The sequence below is a fragment of the Geothrix paludis genome (genome assembly GCF_022808815.1).
Taxonomy (GTDB): Bacteria; Acidobacteriota; Holophagae; order Holophagales; family Holophagaceae; genus Geothrix; species Geothrix paludis.
The window spans coordinates 379,828-395,975 of sequence record NZ_JAKZLC010000003.1; the positions used below are offsets into that span (position 1 = coordinate 379,828).

The 16,148-nt window shown below is 69.4% G+C and carries 16 protein-coding genes and 2 tRNA genes; 11 read left to right on the forward strand and 7 right to left on the reverse strand.

Annotation, left to right across the window (positions count from 1 at the left end; genetic code table 11):
- Nucleotides 1-77: 77 nt before the first annotated feature.
- The gene (der, locus tag MLE64_RS10045) at nt 78-1,652 is read right to left on the reverse strand and encodes a ribosome biogenesis GTPase Der (protein WP_243317596.1); all 1,575 of its coding nucleotides are present in this window, start codon (nt 1,650-1,652) and stop codon (nt 78-80) included.
- A 115-nt stretch (nt 1,653-1,767) separates the two neighbouring features.
- Here der and MLE64_RS10050 point away from each other — a divergent pair, with 115 nt between their 5' ends.
- Nucleotides 1,768-2,112 (forward strand): hypothetical protein, encoded by a 345-nt coding sequence (locus MLE64_RS10050; RefSeq protein ID WP_243317597.1) that lies wholly within the window; start codon nt 1,768-1,770, stop codon nt 2,110-2,112.
- A gap of 451 nt (nt 2,113-2,563) precedes the next feature.
- Here the strand turns inward: MLE64_RS10050 and MLE64_RS10055 are convergent.
- Both MLE64_RS10055 and MLE64_RS10060 read right to left on the reverse strand, forming a co-directional pair.
- A tRNA-Asp gene (locus MLE64_RS10055) sits at nt 2,564-2,640 on the reverse strand.
- Nucleotides 2,641-2,662: 22 nt separating this feature from the next.
- A tRNA-Val gene (locus MLE64_RS10060) sits at nt 2,663-2,738 on the reverse strand.
- A 195-nt stretch (nt 2,739-2,933) separates the two neighbouring features.
- Here MLE64_RS10060 and MLE64_RS10065 point away from each other — a divergent pair.
- From MLE64_RS10065 to MLE64_RS10100, 8 genes are all read left to right on the forward strand, one after another.
- Entirely contained in the window at nt 2,934-3,446 is a 513-nt protein-coding gene (locus MLE64_RS10065) for a F0F1 ATP synthase subunit B family protein (protein ID WP_243317598.1), read from the forward strand.
- A gap of 17 nt (nt 3,447-3,463) precedes the next feature.
- A complete protein-coding gene (locus tag MLE64_RS10070) occupies nt 3,464-4,237 on the forward strand; it encodes an ATP synthase F0 subunit B (RefSeq protein WP_243317599.1) in 774 nt (257 codons plus the stop codon).
- Nucleotides 4,234-4,776 (forward strand): ATP synthase F1 subunit delta, encoded by a 543-nt coding sequence (gene atpH, locus MLE64_RS10075; protein WP_243317600.1) that lies wholly within the window; start codon nt 4,234-4,236, stop codon nt 4,774-4,776. The genes MLE64_RS10070 and atpH overlap by 4 nt, the downstream gene beginning before the upstream one ends.
- Nucleotides 4,777-4,813: 37 nt before the next feature.
- The gene (atpA, locus tag MLE64_RS10080; protein ID WP_243317601.1) at nt 4,814-6,382 is read left to right on the forward strand and encodes a F0F1 ATP synthase subunit alpha; all 1,569 of its coding nucleotides are present in this window, start codon (nt 4,814-4,816) and stop codon (nt 6,380-6,382) included.
- A gap of 4 nt (nt 6,383-6,386) precedes the next feature.
- Nucleotides 6,387-7,268, forward strand: coding sequence for an ATP synthase F1 subunit gamma (atpG, locus tag MLE64_RS10085; protein WP_243317602.1), 882 nt, complete (start codon nt 6,387-6,389; stop codon nt 7,266-7,268).
- 30 nt (nt 7,269-7,298) lie between these two features.
- Nucleotides 7,299-8,720: a F0F1 ATP synthase subunit beta gene (gene atpD / locus MLE64_RS10090; RefSeq protein WP_243317603.1), complete on the forward strand. Its 1,422-nt coding sequence runs from the start codon at nt 7,299-7,301 to the stop codon at nt 8,718-8,720.
- Nucleotides 8,721-8,782: 62 nt separating this feature from the next.
- The gene (gene atpC / locus MLE64_RS10095) at nt 8,783-9,205 is read left to right on the forward strand and encodes an ATP synthase F1 subunit epsilon (protein WP_243317604.1); all 423 of its coding nucleotides are present in this window, start codon (nt 8,783-8,785) and stop codon (nt 9,203-9,205) included.
- A 91-nt stretch (nt 9,206-9,296) separates the two neighbouring features.
- Nucleotides 9,297-9,656 (forward strand): Hpt domain-containing protein, encoded by a 360-nt coding sequence (locus MLE64_RS10100; RefSeq protein ID WP_243317605.1) that lies wholly within the window; start codon nt 9,297-9,299, stop codon nt 9,654-9,656.
- Nucleotides 9,657-9,663: 7 nt separating this feature from the next.
- Here MLE64_RS10100 and MLE64_RS10105 read toward each other — a convergent pair whose 3' ends face one another.
- Both MLE64_RS10105 and MLE64_RS10110 read right to left on the reverse strand, forming a co-directional pair.
- Nucleotides 9,664-10,425, reverse strand: coding sequence for an MBL fold metallo-hydrolase (locus MLE64_RS10105; RefSeq protein ID WP_243317606.1), 762 nt, complete (start codon nt 10,423-10,425; stop codon nt 9,664-9,666).
- A 76-nt stretch (nt 10,426-10,501) separates the two neighbouring features.
- A complete protein-coding gene (locus MLE64_RS10110; RefSeq protein WP_243317607.1) occupies nt 10,502-11,098 on the reverse strand; it encodes a hypothetical protein in 597 nt (198 codons plus the stop codon).
- A gap of 92 nt (nt 11,099-11,190) precedes the next feature.
- On the opposite strand from MLE64_RS10110, the gene MLE64_RS10115 reads away from it, so the two are divergent.
- Nucleotides 11,191-12,234 carry a tetratricopeptide repeat protein gene (locus MLE64_RS10115; protein ID WP_243317608.1) on the forward strand — a complete coding sequence of 348 codons (1,044 nt, stop codon included), beginning with the start codon at nt 11,191-11,193 and terminating at the stop codon, nt 12,232-12,234.
- Between the two features lie 93 nt (nt 12,235-12,327).
- A complete protein-coding gene (locus MLE64_RS10120; RefSeq protein WP_243317609.1) occupies nt 12,328-13,206 on the forward strand; it encodes a phosphoribosylaminoimidazolesuccinocarboxamide synthase in 879 nt (292 codons plus the stop codon).
- On the opposite strand, the gene MLE64_RS15805 is transcribed toward MLE64_RS10120, so the two are convergent.
- Complete coding sequence (locus MLE64_RS15805; protein ID WP_279343028.1) at nt 13,207-14,472, reverse strand: M16 family metallopeptidase; 1,266 nt, start codon at nt 14,470-14,472, stop codon at nt 13,207-13,209.
- Entirely contained in the window at nt 14,469-16,148 is a 1,680-nt protein-coding gene (locus MLE64_RS10130) for a M16 family metallopeptidase (RefSeq protein ID WP_243317610.1), read from the reverse strand. The genes MLE64_RS15805 and MLE64_RS10130 overlap by 4 nt, the downstream gene beginning before the upstream one ends.

Genomic DNA, 16,148 nt, shown 5'->3' on the forward strand with positions numbered 1-16,148 from the left:
TGGTCAGGTTTGATCGTTTTGAGCAAAGGCACGGAAGGGATTGCGCCCTTCTGGAACCCCGGGATCAGATCCGGGGCTTAGGGCCGCTTGGTGGATTTCTGGCGGACCCGCTTCGGGCCGGCGCCCTTGCGGGGAGCCTGCTTGGCTGCGGGTCGGGGGCCCTCCTTCTTCTTGGGCTTGGGCCGGGCCTTCACCCTGTCCGCCCGTTGGGCCTGGAGGGACTCGTTGCTGCGGGAGGGCTTGAGGCCCTCGCCGGGATCGAGGATGCGGCGCACGGGGGCCACCTCGGCCTCCTCGCCTTCGCCCTTCTGCTTCTTCTGGACGCTGAGGCGCAGGGGCACGCCCGCCAGGCCGAACTGCTCGCGCAGGCGGTTTTCCAGGTAGCGCACGTAGCTGAAGTGCAGGCCCCGGTCCGTGTTGGCCTTCACCACGAAGCTGGGGGGCCGCACGCCCACCTGGGTCATGAAGTAGAGCTTGGGCAGCTTGCCGTCCACGGCGTGGGGGCTCATGGCCGCCACGGATTCGCGCAGGAAGCGGTTCAGCTCGCCCGTGGGGATGCGCCGGGCGTGGGCCTCGGCCAGCTCGTCGATCATGCCGAACAGCTTGGACACCCGCTGTCCAGTCAGGGCGGAGAGGAAGATCATGGGCGCATGGTGCAGGAAGCCCAGGCTGCGGCGGAGGTCCTCCTCGGCGCCGTAGATGGTGTGCGTGTCCTTCTCCACCAGGTCCCACTTGTTCACCACGAGGATGACGGCGGCGCCGGCCTCCTGGGCGTAGCCGGCGATGACGGCGTCCTGGTGGGTGGCACCTTCCACGGCGTCCAGCAGCAGGAGGCTGACGTCGGCCCGGGCCATGGCCTGCTTGGCCTTGAGGATGCTGAGCTTCTCGGCACCCTCGTGGGTCTTGCCCTTCTTGCGGATGCCGGCCGTGTCGATCATCCGGTAGACCTTCCCCTTCACGTGGAAGACCGTGTCCACCGTGTCCCGCGTGGTGCCGGCCACCTCGCTGACGAGGCTGCGCTCATAGCCCAGCAGGCGGTTCGTGAGGGAGGACTTGCCCACGTTGGGACGGCCGATGAGAGCGAAGCGCAGCTCATCCGAGAGGTTGTGGATCGCCGCTTCCTCGGGGGTGCGGTGGAAGGGCAGCCGGGCGCGGATGGCCTCCAGCAGCTCGGGCACGCCGGAGCCATGGGCCGCCGAGATGGACAGCACGGCGTCGAAGCCCAGGCCGTAGAACCCGGCGTCGGGGGCGCCGCCTTTCATGCCGTCCAGCTTGTTGATGACCAGCAGGATGGGCTTGCCCTGACGGCGGAGGCGCGCGGCGATCTCCTCGTCCCCGGCCGTGAGGCCGTCGTGGCCGTCCACCAGCAGGATGGCGACATGGGCCTCGCCCAGGGCCGCTTCGGCCATGCGGGTGATGCCCTGGGTGATGACGTCGTCACCCTCGAAGTCGAGGCCACCGGTGTCCACCAGCTCGAAGACCTCCTCGGCCACCCCCTCGTCGTCGAGGCAGGTGACGCGGCCGTAGCTGCGGTCCCGGGTCATGCCCGGCAGGTCGTGGACCAGGGCCGCCCGGCTGCGGGTGAGCCGATTGAAGAGGGTGGACTTGCCCACATTGGGGCGTCCGCAGAGGGCGACGAGGGGCAGTTTCATATCTGTTCCAAGCCCTCCAGTCTATCGGCCTGGAGGGGAAAAGACAGCGCACGAATGAGGACTCGCCGTCACTTCCGCCGTAAGCTGGGGAGGATAAATCCGACGAGGTGCGTTCATGAAGAGGATTCTGGTGGTCTTCCTGGTAGTGGCTGGGCTGTTCACCGGGGTCTACTACGTCATGACGGGCCGCCTTCCCTGGGTGGCCCTCTCCCAGGAAGAACAGCGGGTCATCGCCCTGGGCGAGGAGTTCCAGCGGGCGCGGGAGCAGTGGCAGGCGGCCGGCCGGTCCCAGGCCCTTGGGGTGGATGCGTCCAGCCAGACAGAATCTCCGCTGGCGACCCTGGATCGCCTTGACCAGGAGCTGGCGGATCTGACGCCCCAGCTGAAGTCCACCGAAGCCAAGAACCGGGCCACGATCCTGCGGAGGGACATCGCGGCATTCAAGAGCGAGATGAGGTAGGGCGGCGCCCTTTCGCATCTGGCCGTTCTCCGCCTTTCGCGGCGACCCATGCAGTCACGGGGCTCGAACGGGTCCGCGGCGCCCTGCGGGCTTGCGTCCCCTGGCCTTGGGGGGGGGGGGGGGGGGGCCGGGCGCGGGGCGCGCCGACCGACGCGGGGGGCGGGGGCGCGGGGGACAGGGCATCAAGCCCTGTCTCCGCAAGTCCACTCGACGCTGGATCCTGGCCGCGCATGCGCGGCCGGGGCGGGTCCGAGCCCCGTCAGCCCCGCCGTTCCCCCCCTTTCGTGCCGACCCATGCCGCCACGGGGCTCGAACGCAGCCGCTGCGCCCTTTGGGCTTGCGTCTGCCGGTCTCGCTCCGGCGCCACATCAAGTGGCGCCTCTGCGATCCCACTCGCGGGTCCGAGCCCCGTCCGCCCCAAACGCCAAAAAGCGCCCGACTGGGCGCTTTTTGGCGGGGCTGACGGGGCTCGAACCCGCGACCTCCGGCGTGACAGGCCGGCACTCTAACCGACTGAGCTACAACCCCTTGCTTTTTCACCAGATGAATCTGGTGGGCGATGACGGGCTCGAACCGCCGACATGCTGCGTGTAAGGCAGCTGCTCTACCGACTGAGCTAATCGCCCGAATCGCCGAACCATGATGCTCACACAGGATGCAGGAAGGGTCAAGGCCAAAGGTCTGCGTTGAGGGTTTCCTCCAGATCTGGTAAGGTTTTCAGACTTCCGTGCCAGGGGTTCCCGGGGACCTTTCGCTGGTGTCGGTGTGACCCTGGCCGATCCCTTCGGCCGTGGCCTTGGGACGTTTCTGGAGGGTGGCCTGTGGCGCTGCTGGAACTGGCGAATCTGACGCTCCGATCACCGGAAGGGGACGGCCCCGTCGCGCGCATCCTGGCCCAGATGCCGGATCCCATGCGCCCGGACCTGCCGGCCATCCTGTTCGTGATCGTCCTGCTCGTGGTGCTCTACATCTACCTCAAGGTGGTGTTCTTCAAGCCCATCACCCAGGTCATGGACGACCGGGAGCGGGACCTGAGCGCCGGCGGAGACGCCAAGGCCGAGGCCGCGGCGCAGCTGGAGGCCCGTCAGAAGGATTATCAGGGCCGCCTGAAGGATCTCCGCGCGCAGGCCTTCGAGCGGCGCAAGGCCCTGGCGGATGCCGCCGGCAAGGACAAGCAGCAGCTGCTTGACGAGGCCCGGGCCAAGGCCCTGGCCGAGCGTCAGGCCGCTGTGGCTTCCTTGAAGGCGCAGCAGGCCGAAGCCAAGCAGAACCTGCTGGCCCAGGTGGACGCCCTGTCCGAGACCATGGCCCAGACCCTCCTGAAGCAGGCCTGAGCATGAAGACCCCGAGCATGAAGACCCTGACCCGACTCTCCCTCGCCGCCGCCCTGGTGCTCAGCCCCCTCGGGCTGTCGGCCCAGGCCCAAGACTCCCACGCAGCCCCCGCCGCTGAGGCGCACGAGGCGCCTGCGGCCGGCCACGGCGCCCAGCCTGCGGCGCATGAGGCCCAGCCCGCGGAAGGCCATGCGCCCGAAGCCCATGGCGAGGCGGCCGCCGGTCACGAAACGGCCGGTCAGGAAGCGCATGGCGGCGCCCACCACGGCCCGGCCATGAAGCTCTTCGGCAAGGCGTACGGCAACCTGGGCGCCTTCCTCGTCCAGCTGCTGAACTTCGCCATCTACGCCGCGGCCCTCTTCTTCCTGCTGAAGGGCGCCCTGTCCGCCATGTTCAAGTCCCGCAAGGAGGAGCTGGAAACGATGCTCGCCCAGGCGGAGAAGGACAAGGCCGAGAGCGAGGCCCAGATGAAGGAGATGGAGGCCAAGATGGCTGGGCTCGAAGGTGAGCTGGCGGGCATCCTGGCCAAGGCCGAGACCGACGCCGAGGCCGAGAAGCAGCGCGTGCTGGAGGCCGCGAAAGCCGAGGCCGCCCAGATCCTGGCCCAGGCCCAGGCAGAGATTGGCTTCCAGAAGCGGCAGGCTGAGCAGGAACTGCGGGCTCTCGTGGCCGAGCTGGCCGTCGAAGGTGCCGCCAAGCGCCTGGAGGCCAAGCTGGCGGGCCCTGACGCCGCCAAGGCCATCGACCGCGCCATCCACCAGATCGGCCAGCAGACCGGGGGTATCCAGTGAGCAACCGCCTGACCGCCCGGCGCTACGCCAAGGCCCTCCTCCAGATCGGCGACAAGCAGGGCAACGTGTCCCAGCTCCAGCAGGAGCTGGACACCGTGGCCGCCACCGTGGCCGCCAATGCCGACCTCACCCGCCTGGTGGCGTCGCCCCTGGTGCTGCCCACCAGGAAGGCCGAGGTCTTCGAGGCCATTCTCGCCAGCGCCAAGGTGAGCCAGACCCTCCGCCACTTCTTCCGGGTGGTGACCGAGGCCGGCCGCCTGAACCTGCTTCCCGACATCCACCGCACCTTCGCGGAGCTGGTGGACGAGCGGGCCGGCATCGTGGAGGCCCGGGTGTCCAGCGCCCAAGCCCTGAGCGAGGCCCAGTCCAAGGCCCTCGTCGCGTCGCTGGCCGCCCGCACGGGCAAGACCATCCGCCTCTCCTGGCAGCAGGATTCCGCCCTTCTCGGCGGCCTGAAGGTCCAGGTGGGCTCCACGGTCCTGGACGCCTCGCTCCAGGGCCAGCTCCGCCAGCTCAAGACGCAGCTCCTCTCGGCTTAATCCCCTTCGCTTTCACTCGCAGGTTTTGGAGGACTTCATGGACATCCGCGCGGAAGAGATCTCCCGCATCATCCGCAGCCAGATCGAAGGCTTCGACGCCCAGGTGGACGTGGCCGAAGTCGGCACCGTCATCAGCGTGGGCGACGGCATCGCCCGCGCCTACGGCCTCGAGAAGGCCATGGCCGGCGAGCTGCTGGAGCTGCCCCACGGCGTGATGGGCCTCGCCTTCAACCTGGAGGAGGACAACGTCGGCATCATCCTGCTGGGCGATGCCGCCGCCATCAAGGAAGGCGACACCGTCAAGCGCACCGGCAAGATCATGTCCGTGCCCGTGGGCCCCGCCTTCGTGGGCCGCGTCATCGACGCCCTGGGCAATCCCATCGATGGCAAGGGCCCGATCCAGGCGGTCTCCAGCAACCCCATCGAGCGCATCGCCCCCGGCATCGTGGACCGTAAGAGCGTCCACGAGCCCATGCAGACGGGCCTCAAGGCCATCGACAGCCTGATCCCCATCGGCCGCGGCCAGCGCGAGTTGATCATCGGCGATCGCCAGACCGGCAAGACCGCCGTCGCGGTGGACACGATCATCAACCAGAAGGACACCGGCGTCATCTGCATCTACGTCGCCATCGGCCAGAAGCGCTCCACCATCGCCCAGGTGGTGAAGACCCTGGAAGAGTACGACGCCATGAAGCACACCATCGTGGTGGCCGCCTCCGCTTCCGAGGCCGCCCCGCTGCTCTTCCTGGCCCCCATGACCGGCGCGGCCCTGGGCGAGTACTTCATGTGGCACGGCAAGGACGGCAAGCCCGCGGGCAAGGACAACCCCGGCGGCCACGTGCTCTGCATCTACGACGACCTCTCCAAGCAGGCCGCCGCCTACCGCGAGATCTCCCTGCTGGTGCGCCGTCCTCCCGGACGTGAGGCCTACCCCGGCGACGTGTTCTACCTCCACTCCCGCCTGCTGGAGCGCGCCTGCAAGCTCAGCGACGAGCGCGGCGCGGGTTCGCTCACCGCCCTGCCGGTCATCGAGACCCAGGCCGGTGACGTGTCCGCCTACATCCCGACCAACGTCATCTCCATCACCGACGGTCAGATCTTCCTCGAGAGCGACCTCTTCAACGCGGGCGTCCGTCCCGCCGTGAACGTGGGCATCTCCGTGAGCCGCGTGGGCGGTTCCGCCCAGGTGAAGGCCATGAAGTCCGTGGCCGGCACCATCAAGCTCGACCTCGCCCAATACCGCGAGCTCGCGGCCTTCGCTCAGTTCGGCTCCGATCTGGACAAGGCCACCCTGGCCCAGCTGAACCGCGGCCAGCGGCTCGTCGAGATCCTGAAGCAGGGCCAGTACCAGCCCATGTCCGTGGAGAAGCAGGTCGTCAGCATCTGGGCCGCCACCAACGGCTACGTGGATGACCTGCCGGTGGCCCAGGTGCGCCGGTTCGAGAGCGAGTTCATGGCCTACCTCGACGTGAACGCCCCGGAGCTGCTCCGCGGCATCCGCGACACCAAGGTGCTGAGCGACGACGCCAAGGCCCAGCTCAAGGCCCAGGTGGCGACCTTCAAGGAGACCTTCGTGGCCTCCCTGAACCAGGCCGCGGGAGCCTAGTCCGATGGCCGGTCTCCAGGACATTCGCCGCCGCATCCGGTCGGTGAAGAACACCCAGCAGGTCACCAAGGCCATGAAGATGATTTCCGCGGTGAAGCTGCGGAAGTCCCAGGAACGCCTGGTGGCCCTGCGCCCCTACGCCGGGAAGATGATGGACGTCGTCCAGCGCGTCGTGGGCCGCATCAAGGGTGATTCCGAGATCCAGCCGGGCCCCGCCGCCCAGGCCTTCCTGACCCCCCGCGAGGAGAAGCGCATCCGCGTGGTCCTCGTGGCTTCGGACAAGGGACTCTGCGGCGGCTTCAACGCCAACGTGCTCAAGGCCGCCACCGCCTTCGCCACGGAAACCCAGGCCGAGATCGTGCATCTGGACGTGGTCGGCAAGCGCGCGGCCGAGTGGGCGCGCAAGCGCAAGCTGACCGCCACCGGGGAATACCTGAACATCCCCCTCGCGGGTTTCCAGCGTGTGGTGACGGAGATTTCCGAAGGCGCCGCCGCCCAGTACCACGCGGGGGAGATCGACGCGCTCTACGTCATCTACAACTACTTCAACAGCCCTGTGGCGCAGACGCCCACGGTCTTCAAGGTCTTCCCCATGGAGCTGGACCGGCGCACCGAGAGCCGCGAGGCCGCCGAGGTGCCCCACCTGCTCGAGCCTGATCCCAACGCGGTGCTGGAGACCCTGCTGCCCCGCTTCGTGGAGACGGAGCTGCTGCGCAACCTCCTGGAGAGCAGCGCCTCCGAGCACGGCGCCCGCATGGCGGCCATGGACAAGGCCAGCAACAACGCCGGCGAGATGATCGCCAAGCTGACGCTGACCATGAACAAGATCCGCCAGGCCAGCATCACCAACCAGATCATCGAGATCGTGTCGGGCGCCAACGCCTAGCCCTCCGCCTATTCCTTCGTCGAGGTTCCCATGTCCAACCAACTTCAAGGCCGCGTGATCGCCATCGTCGGTCCCGCCGTGGACGTCGAGTTCGACGCCCACCTGCCCGAGATCATGAACGCCCTGCATACCGAGATCGCCGGCGTCACGGTGACGCTGGAGGTGCAGCAGCACCTCGGCGAGAACCGCGTGCGCTGCGTCTCCATGCAGCCCACGGAAGGCATGATCCGCGGCCAGATCGTGACCGACACCGGCAAGGCCATCAACGTGCCCGTGGGCCCCGAGACCCTGGGGCGCATCATCAACGTGGTGGGCGACCCCGTGGACGAGCGCGGCCCCATCGGCCACAAGATGACCCTGCCCATCCACCGCGAGGCTCCCAAGTACGAAGAGCTGAACACCTCCTCCGAGATGTTCGAGACGGGCATCAAGGTCATCGATCTGCTGGAACCCTACGCGAAGGGCGGCAAGACGGGCCTCTTCGGCGGCGCCGGCGTGGGCAAGACCGTGCTGATCATGGAGCTCATCAACAACATCGCCAAGGGCCACGGCGGCTACTCAGTGTTCGCCGGCGTGGGCGAGCGCACCCGCGAGGGCAACGACCTCTGGCACGAGATGATGGATTCCGGCGTCATCAACAAGGACGACATCTCCAAGAGCAAGGTGGCGCTCATCTACGGCCAGATGACCGAACCCCCCGGAGCCCGTGCCCGCGTGGCGCTGACCGGCCTCACCGTCGCCGAGTACTTCCGCGACGTGGAAGGCAAGGACGTGCTGCTCTTCGTGGACAACATCTTCCGCTTCACCCAGGCCGGCGCCGAAGTGTCCGCGCTGCTGGGCCGCATGCCCTCCGCCGTGGGCTACCAGCCCACGCTGGCCACGGAGATGGGCGAGCTGCAGGAGCGCATCACCTCCACCAAGAAGGGCTCCATCACCTCGGTGCAGGCCGTCTACGTGCCCGCGGACGACTACACGGATCCCGCGCCCGCCACCACCTTCGCCCACCTGGACGCCACCACGAACCTCTCCCGTGAGATCGCGGCCCTGGGCATCTACCCCGCCGTGGACCCCCTGGCTTCCACCAGCCGCCTGCTGGATCCCCGCATCCTGGGCGACCTGCACTACAACACCGCCATGCGCGTGAAGGCGATCCTGCAGAAGTATAAGGAGCTGCAGGACATCATCGCCATCCTCGGCATGGACGAGCTCTCCGAGGACGACAAGCTGGTCGTGGCCCGCGCCCGCAAGATCCAGCGCTTCCTCAGCCAGCCCTTCTTCGTGGCCGAGCAGTTCACGGGCATGCAGGGCAAGTACGTGAAGCTCGAGGACAGCATCAAGGGCTTCAGCGAGATCTGCGACGGCAAGTGGGACCACCTGCCCGAGCAGGCCTTCTACCTCGTCGGCACCATCGAGGAAGCCGTCGAGAAGGCCGAAAAACTGGCCGCGGTGTAGCCTTGTCTTTCTCCAACTCGGAATCCGCGAAAGCGGATTCCGAGCATTGAAAAGAGCCTGCCATGTCCCAAACCATCAAACTGGAAGTGGTGACCCCGGAGCGGCCGGTCTTCTCGGCCGAGGTGGCCGAGGTGCAGTTCCCCACCGCGGCCCGCGGCTACTACGGCATCCTGCCGGGCCACACGCCCCTGATGACCGAGGTGGGCGACGGCCTGCTCTACTACGTGCAGGATGGCCAGAAGCACTGGCTCACGGTGTTCGGGGGCTTCGCGGAAGTGGGCCCCGATCGCGTCACCATCCTGGCCCGCGAGAGCGAGACCGTGGACATGATCGACCTCGAGCGCGTCGAGGCGGATCGCCAGCATGCCCTGAAGCTCCTCAAGGAGGCCCAGACGGAGCATGACCTGGCCTCCGCCCAGGCCGCCCTCGACGCCAGCCTCATCCGCCTCCAGGCCGCGGGCCACCCGGCCGGCCACGGATTCTGATCGCTTCGTCTCCCGACACCTTCCACCCGTCCTCATGGACCCGCTGCCCGGGGCCGATGAGGGCGGGTGAAGTCTTCCTGTCGGAGCCGTCTTGCCGGACCTTCTGCCCGTCCTCGATCCCCGCCCCCTCCAGGACCTCCTGGAGATGGGGGCGGAACCGGGCCTGGTGACGGAGCTGATCGGGCTGCTGGAGGCGGATGTCCCCGCCCGGATGGCCGCCCTGCGGCAGGCCCTGGCGCGCGAGGACGGCGACGCCGCGATACCGGAGGCCCACCAGCTGAAGGGGGCCCTGGGGACCATGGGGCTCCAGCGCTTCGCCGAGCTGGGCCACCGGATGGAGGAGCACCTCCGCGCTGGCGAGTGGGAGGCCGCGCGCAACCTCCTGGAGGCGTTCCCCGCCGCCTACGAAGAAGCGCTGGCCGCGATCCGGGCGGCCTTTCCGGAGGCTTGACCGTCCCCTACCAGACCAGCCGCTCGTCCTGGGCCAGCAGGCTGACCCGGCGGTCGCCCAGGGCCTGGATCTGGGGCAGCATGGTGGCCTTGTCGCCGGGGGTGAGGTGGTAGATCCTCACGGGCACGTCGCGGGTGAGCTTACGGAGCTCGGTTCCGAGCATGGCGGGGGTCAGGTGCTTGGAAGCCTCGGCGAGCCCGGCCTGTTCGTTGGGGAAGCTGGCCTCCGTGATCACCAGGCGCAGGTTGGGCGTGGCGTTGGCTTCCGCCCAGATGCGATCCGTCCCCGCGGTGTCGCTGGTGAAGATGAAGGCGTCCTTCCCGTCGTCCACCTTGTAGCCGACGCAGGGGACCAGGTGGTTCACGCGGATGGGCGTGATGGCCAGGCCGCAGACGCGGTAGGTGCGCTCGGGCTCGATCTCCGTGTAGCGGATGGTGGGATCGTTGGGGCTGGGAATCACGCTGAAGTCGGGCCACAGCTCGTCGTTGAAGAGGTGGCGCCGCAGCACGTCGAGGGTCTCGGGCAGGGCGTGGATCTCCACGGCCTCGTGGGTGTGCCCGAAGATGTTCTTGGTGAAGAAGGGCAGGGTGCAGATGTGGTCCAGGTGCGAGTGGCTGAGGAACACATGCTGGATGGCCACCTGCTCGGCCACTGTGAGGGCCGCGGTCAGCGAGCCGGCATCGATGGCCACGCAGCCGTTGACGAGCAGGCCCGTGAGGCGCTCGCCCTCGACCTCTCCGCCGCTGCAGCCCAGGATCCTGAGTTCCATCGCTCCTCGGTGTAAGTGGACTCATCATACGAAAAAGGGACGCCGGAGGCGCCCCTTTTTCGTAGAGCGGACGGGTCTAGAAGCGGATGCCGCCGTAGATGCCGATCTGCACCTGGGGAGCCAGCGCCTCGCTCAAGTCCTTGTAGGTGGCCGTGGTGTCCTTCTTGGTGAGGGGCGCGGCCACCTCCAGCGTGAAGAAGGGGCTGACGATGGGGGTCGGGATGCTGAAGCCCACGTTCACGCGGGCCCAGGGGCGGCCCAGGGTGCTGTCCGTGCTGGTGCCCGCGGTGGGGCGGAAGGTGAGGCTCTCGGAGCGGTATTCCACGCCGGCGCCCACGTTCACCAGGAGCTTCCAATTCACCATGGCGCCCACGGCCCAGTACTGGTTCTCCAGCTCTCCGTACTTGGTGCCGCCGTAAGTCAGATCGCCGGTGGTCTTGTTGTGCCACGTGGCGTTCAGCTGGAGGGCAGCCACCTTCAGGTCCACGACGTCAAAGCCGCCGCGGATGGCGAAGCCCGTGGGGCTCACGGCATCGTACTTCTGGCCCGTGCCGAAGGAAGCAGCCTGGGCCTTGCCCACCTGCTTGTCCAGCAGCACGCCGACCTCGCCGGCGGAGGCCGGGAGGGCAGTCATGGCGGCGAGCGCCGCGAGTGAAAGCAGTTGCCTGCGCATAGAATCCCCCAATCCGGCAGATATGGCATCATCGGGCCTCCGGAGGCTGTGGTCAACCTCCGCCGGTCCCGGCATCTTGTTAACCTCAGGTCATGCGGGCCCACCTTCGCTTCCTGATCCTGGACGGCTTCGACCCCGATACGGGCGAGCTCGCCCTGCGGGTGGCCTTCCAGTCCGGGCCGGAGCCCGGCATGGACCTGATCCGCCTGCACCTGCACCTGGGAAGGGCCGGCAACGCGCTCGATCCCCTGAGCCGCCAGCTGCGGACGCACGTGCAGATGCCGGTGCCGCCCCTCTGGGAACACGGCCTCAAGACCGTTATCCACGCCATCGAGGAGGAACTGCCCGGCCCCGAGGGGCGCAACCCCCTGCGCTACCTGTGGGTCAGGACCCAGCTGCTCCATCCGGCCGAGGCGGCGCGTTCGACGCCGAACCATCCCGTGGCCCGCCAAGTGGAGATCCTGCGGGACTGGGCGAACCGCCTGGACCAGGAGGGCCAGGCCCTCCGGGCCGCCGAGGTCCTGGATCGCCTGCTGCTCCTCGCGCCCAAGGATGTCGCCAGCCTCGCCTACCTGACCACCTTTTTCCGCGACCAGGGCATGGCCGAGGAGATGGCGGCCGTGGCCGAGCGGTGGGTCAAGGCCGAGCCCGGGCGCCTGGAGGCGCAGCTGCGTCTGGGTGAGGCCCAACTGCGCCTGGCGCGCGCGCGAGAGGCCCGGGCGGCCTTCGAGGCCGTCCTGAAGGCCCAGCCGGTCCACCTGCTGGGCCACCTCGGCATGGCCCAGGCCCTGGGGATGCTGGGGGGCAACCCGTTCCCGCACCTGGACGCGGCCCAGGAGCTGGATCCCGCCGCCACGGCTTCGGTGCTGAGGGAGACCTTCGACTACCGGCTGCTGGAGCCCCCGGCCGGGGACCGGGTCCATCCCCTGGACGCCCTGCCGCCCCTTCTCGGCGTCTCCGGCGCCGAGATCCAGGACTTCCTCCAGTTCCTGGGCCTGCCCCTCACGGGGCCCGAGGGCGCCGTGCGCGAATCGGAGCTGGCCCGGTGGGCGGGCGTGATGAACCGCTACGCCTTGCTGCCCGGAGGCCTCAACTGGTCCGCCCCCACGCCCAGGCGCCTTCCGGATCTGGTTTAGGAGTTATCAGCTGTCGGCTATCAGCTGTCAGCGATCAGTGACGGACCGGTGACGGCCGACCGCTAGGATGGATGTTTCGACTCTGGAGGCTTCATGGCCGTCGTGTTGAGCACCGATCTCCCCTTTCCCGTCTTCCGCCGGGGCAAGGTCCGGGATGTGTATGACCTGGGCAAGCAGCTGCTCATCGTGGCCACGGACCGCATCAGCGCCTTCGATTGCGTGATGCCCGAGGGCATCCCGGACAAGGGGCGCATCCTCACGGCGGTGGCGTCCTACTGGTTCGAGGCCACCGAGGACCTGGTGCCCAACCACTTCCGCGGCAACCCCGCCTGGCCAGCGGCTCTGGAACCCTACCGCGAGGCCCTGGCCGGCCGCGCCGTGGTGGTGGAGAAGACCCGGCCCATGCCCGTGGAGTGCGTGGTGCGCGGCTACCTGGCGGGCACCGGCTGGAAGGAATACCAGAGCGGCCAGTCCGTCTGCGGCGTGCCGCTGCCGGCGGGCCTGCGCCTGGCGGATCGCCTGCCCGAGCCCATCTTCACGCCCGCCACCAAGGAGGAGGAAGGGCACGACGAGAACATCAGCTTCGAGCGCATGGCGGAGATCGTGGGCGCGGATCTGGCGGCGCGGCTGCGGGACTTGAGCCTGGCCCTCTACCAGCGCGGCGCGGAGCTGGCGGCCCAGCGGGGGATCCTCCTGGCGGATACGAAATTCGAGTTCGGCCTGAGCGATGCCGGCGAGCTGATCCTCATTGACGAAGCCCTCACGCCGGACAGCAGCCGCTACTGGCTGGCGGACAGCTGGGCGCCGGGGAAGAACCCGCCTAGCCTGGACAAGCAGTTCCTCCGCGACTACCTGGAGACGCTTCCGGGCTGGAACAAGCAGCCGCCGGCGCCGCACCTGCCGGAGGCCGTCATCGAAGGGATCCGGGCCCGGTACCTGGATCTGGCCGGACGGTTCGGCGTGCAGGTCTGATCAGGGGCCGACGGGGCCGGCGAGGACCCCGGTCCGGATGCGGGCCGGGTCCAGCCACCGGCGGAGCCCCTGGTTCAGGGCCTCCACCGTGAGCGCATTCACGCGCGCGGGAGAGACCGACCGTCCCCGCGCGTCGGCCAGGGCCTCGGCCACCTGGGCTTCCGGGTGGAGGGTGATGAGGGCGCGGCTTTCGGACCAGGCGGCCTGGGCGCGGCGGAGGTCCGTCTCGGTGAAGCCGCGCTGACGGATGGCCTGGAGGCGCTCCAGCATCGAGGTCTCGGCGCTGGCCGCGGATCCGGAGGGATCCGACTCCAGCTCGCCCACCAGGTCCAGACCCTCCAATCGGAGCTGCGCGGGAGCCAGGGCCGGGTCTCCGGGAAGGAGCAGGGCGAGAAGCGCCGCTGATTCCGGGTCCAGGTCCTCCGGCTGGGCCGCCACCGCCATGGCCATGAGGGCGGGTCGAGGATTCCGGACCAGGATCCGGGGAGCCTGCGGGGCCGCGGGAGCGGGGGCTGAAGCGGCTGCGGGCGCTGGTGCGGCGGCAGTCTGAGGGGTGGCCTGGACAGGGGCGGGAACCGGCGGCTGCGCCTGGACCGTCCAGGTGCCGAAGCTGAGGAGCACGAGGCGCTTGGCCTGCTCCAGGCCGAGGTCGCCCTGGAGGATCAGCACCGCCCGATCGGGCCTCAATGCGCCGGCGTAGAAGGCCAGCAGATCCGGGTGGTTGATGGCGGACAAGTGCTCGAGCGTAGGGGCCTGGAGGGTCCAGTCCGGTTCCAGCAGCAGGCGCAGCTTGGCCCGGGGGGAGGCCTCCAGGCGCTCCGTCTCACGCCAGGTGGCCAGGCGATCGGTCTCGAGGGTGAGGGAGGTGGCCACCGAGCGGAAGGCGCGATCCGCCAGCAGGCCCAGGGCCAGGTCCTGATCGCGGCTCCGGGCCAGGAGGCTCCAGGAGAGGCCGTCCGTCTGGAGGGCGGGAACCAGCTCGATGCCGGCCCCGGCCAGGAGCTGCTCGAACTCGTCGACGCTGAAGGCGCCGGCGTCCGAATGCCCCAGGACGCGCAGGGCCAGGGCCGCCAGGCCCGGGTGGGCCGCCTCCAGGTCGCGGCTCAGGAGCACGTTCAGGCGGGCCCGGACCAGGGGGCGCTCGTGATCCTCCAGGAGGACCACCCGCATCCCGTTGGGCAGGCTGAAGGTCTGGGGCCGGATCGAGGTCTGGGCCTGCCCCGGGAGGCTGAGGAGGATCGCGGCCAGGGCCGCCAGGGGTCTCATCGCTTCTCCGGCGCGAGCTGGGCTTCCAGGAGCTTGAGGGTCCGGCGGCGCTCGTCGAGGCTGAGCATGCGGAGCTGGCGGAGCCCCTCCGAGACCAGGTGTTCCCGCTGGGCCAGGTCCTCGATGCGGGTGGCCGCGAGGGCCTTCAGCACCCGGGCCGTCTCGGCCTCCAGGGGATCCTGGCTCTCGTCCGTGCCCGACTGCAGCCAGAGGGTCGTCCGGTGGCTCGGGTTCAGCCAGGTCCGGGTGGCCAGCTGGACCATCTCCGGCCCAAGGTTCCGCAGGCGCTGGACCTCCTGTTCCGCCTGCCGCCAGTCCCCGGCCTCCACCCAGGCGCGCGCCAGGGTCGAGGCGAGGGCTCCGGGCTCATCCTGGATGCGGAGCTGCTCCACGTCGATCTGGGTCAAGGCGCGCTGCCACTCGTCCGTGGGGATGGGCTCCTGCTGGAGCCGCAGGATCTCCGTGTGCAGGGCGCCTTCGAGCTCCGCGAGGCTGTGGCCTTCCGACGGCACGGCGCGGACCACCAGCAGGCCGGGCAGGCGGCCCCCCGGAACATCCATCCACATTTCGGCGGACTGGGCCACGGCCTTCTGGCGCACCAGCCGCTGGGCCAGGCGGCCCGAGGGGCCCTCCAGGAGGCGGGCGGCCATGCGCAGGGCCAGGTGGTCCCGGTGCGGGCGCGCCGGGATGCGCCAGCCCACCAGCAGGGCGGGGGTCCCGCCCAGGCTGGCCTGGATGCGCCGGTCGCCGAGGTCCGCGGGGATCTCCGGCAGGAGGGGGTCCTCCGTCGAGGCACTGGCCGCGCCGGCGGGCAGGGCCCCGAAGGTCCGCTCCACGAAGGGCAGGGCCGAATCCATGCTGAGGCTGCCCACCAGCACCACGGTGAGCTGATCCGGCCGGCAGGCGCGGCGGGCCCAGGCCTGGAGGTCCGAGCGGCGCATGGCCTCCAGGGCGGGAAGGTGGTCCGCCAGGTCGCGGCCGTACGGGTGGCCGGGCAGGGCGGCGCCCTGGATCATCGGCAGGCCCTGGGGGCCCCGGGATCGCAGCTCCGCCGCCAGGGCGGCGCGGGCTTCGGAAAACCGGCTGAGTTGGAGGACGGTCAGCCGCTGGGCCTCGGTGCGGCACCAGAACTCGAAGTCCGAGGCGGGCAGTTCGACCTGGACCAGCAGGGCGTCGGCCCCGGCGGTGGCCGTCTGGCGTCCGCCGCGGGCCACGTAGAGATCCGCCAGGGGCGAGGTGGAATAGCGGGCCCGCACGGCCTGGTGGAGGGTCCAGAGGCTGGCTCCCAGGGCCTGCGCCTGGCTCGCGGCTTCGGGCGCCTTCCGCTGGCGGAGCTGCTCCAGTCGCAGGGCCTCCAGCAGGCCCTCCTCTTCCTTGAGCAGGGCATCGAGCGAGCCGTTCCCCTTGGCCGGTTCCAGATCCTCAGGCCAGGTGGCGCCGTAGAGGGCCCGGGCCAGCAGATCCGTGGCGCCCGCCAGCGGCGGGGGTTCCTCCGCCCTGCCGCCCCGGAAGACCAGGGCCGCATGGAAGGCGGTCACGGCCCGCCGCTCCACCACCAGGAGCCGGACGCCGTTCGCCAGGCGCCGCTCCTGCACGTCCTCCGTGCGGGAGTCGAGGAGGGGCGCCTGGGCGCTCAGGCCGAGGACGGCAAGAAGGGGCAGGACCAGGCGTCGCAT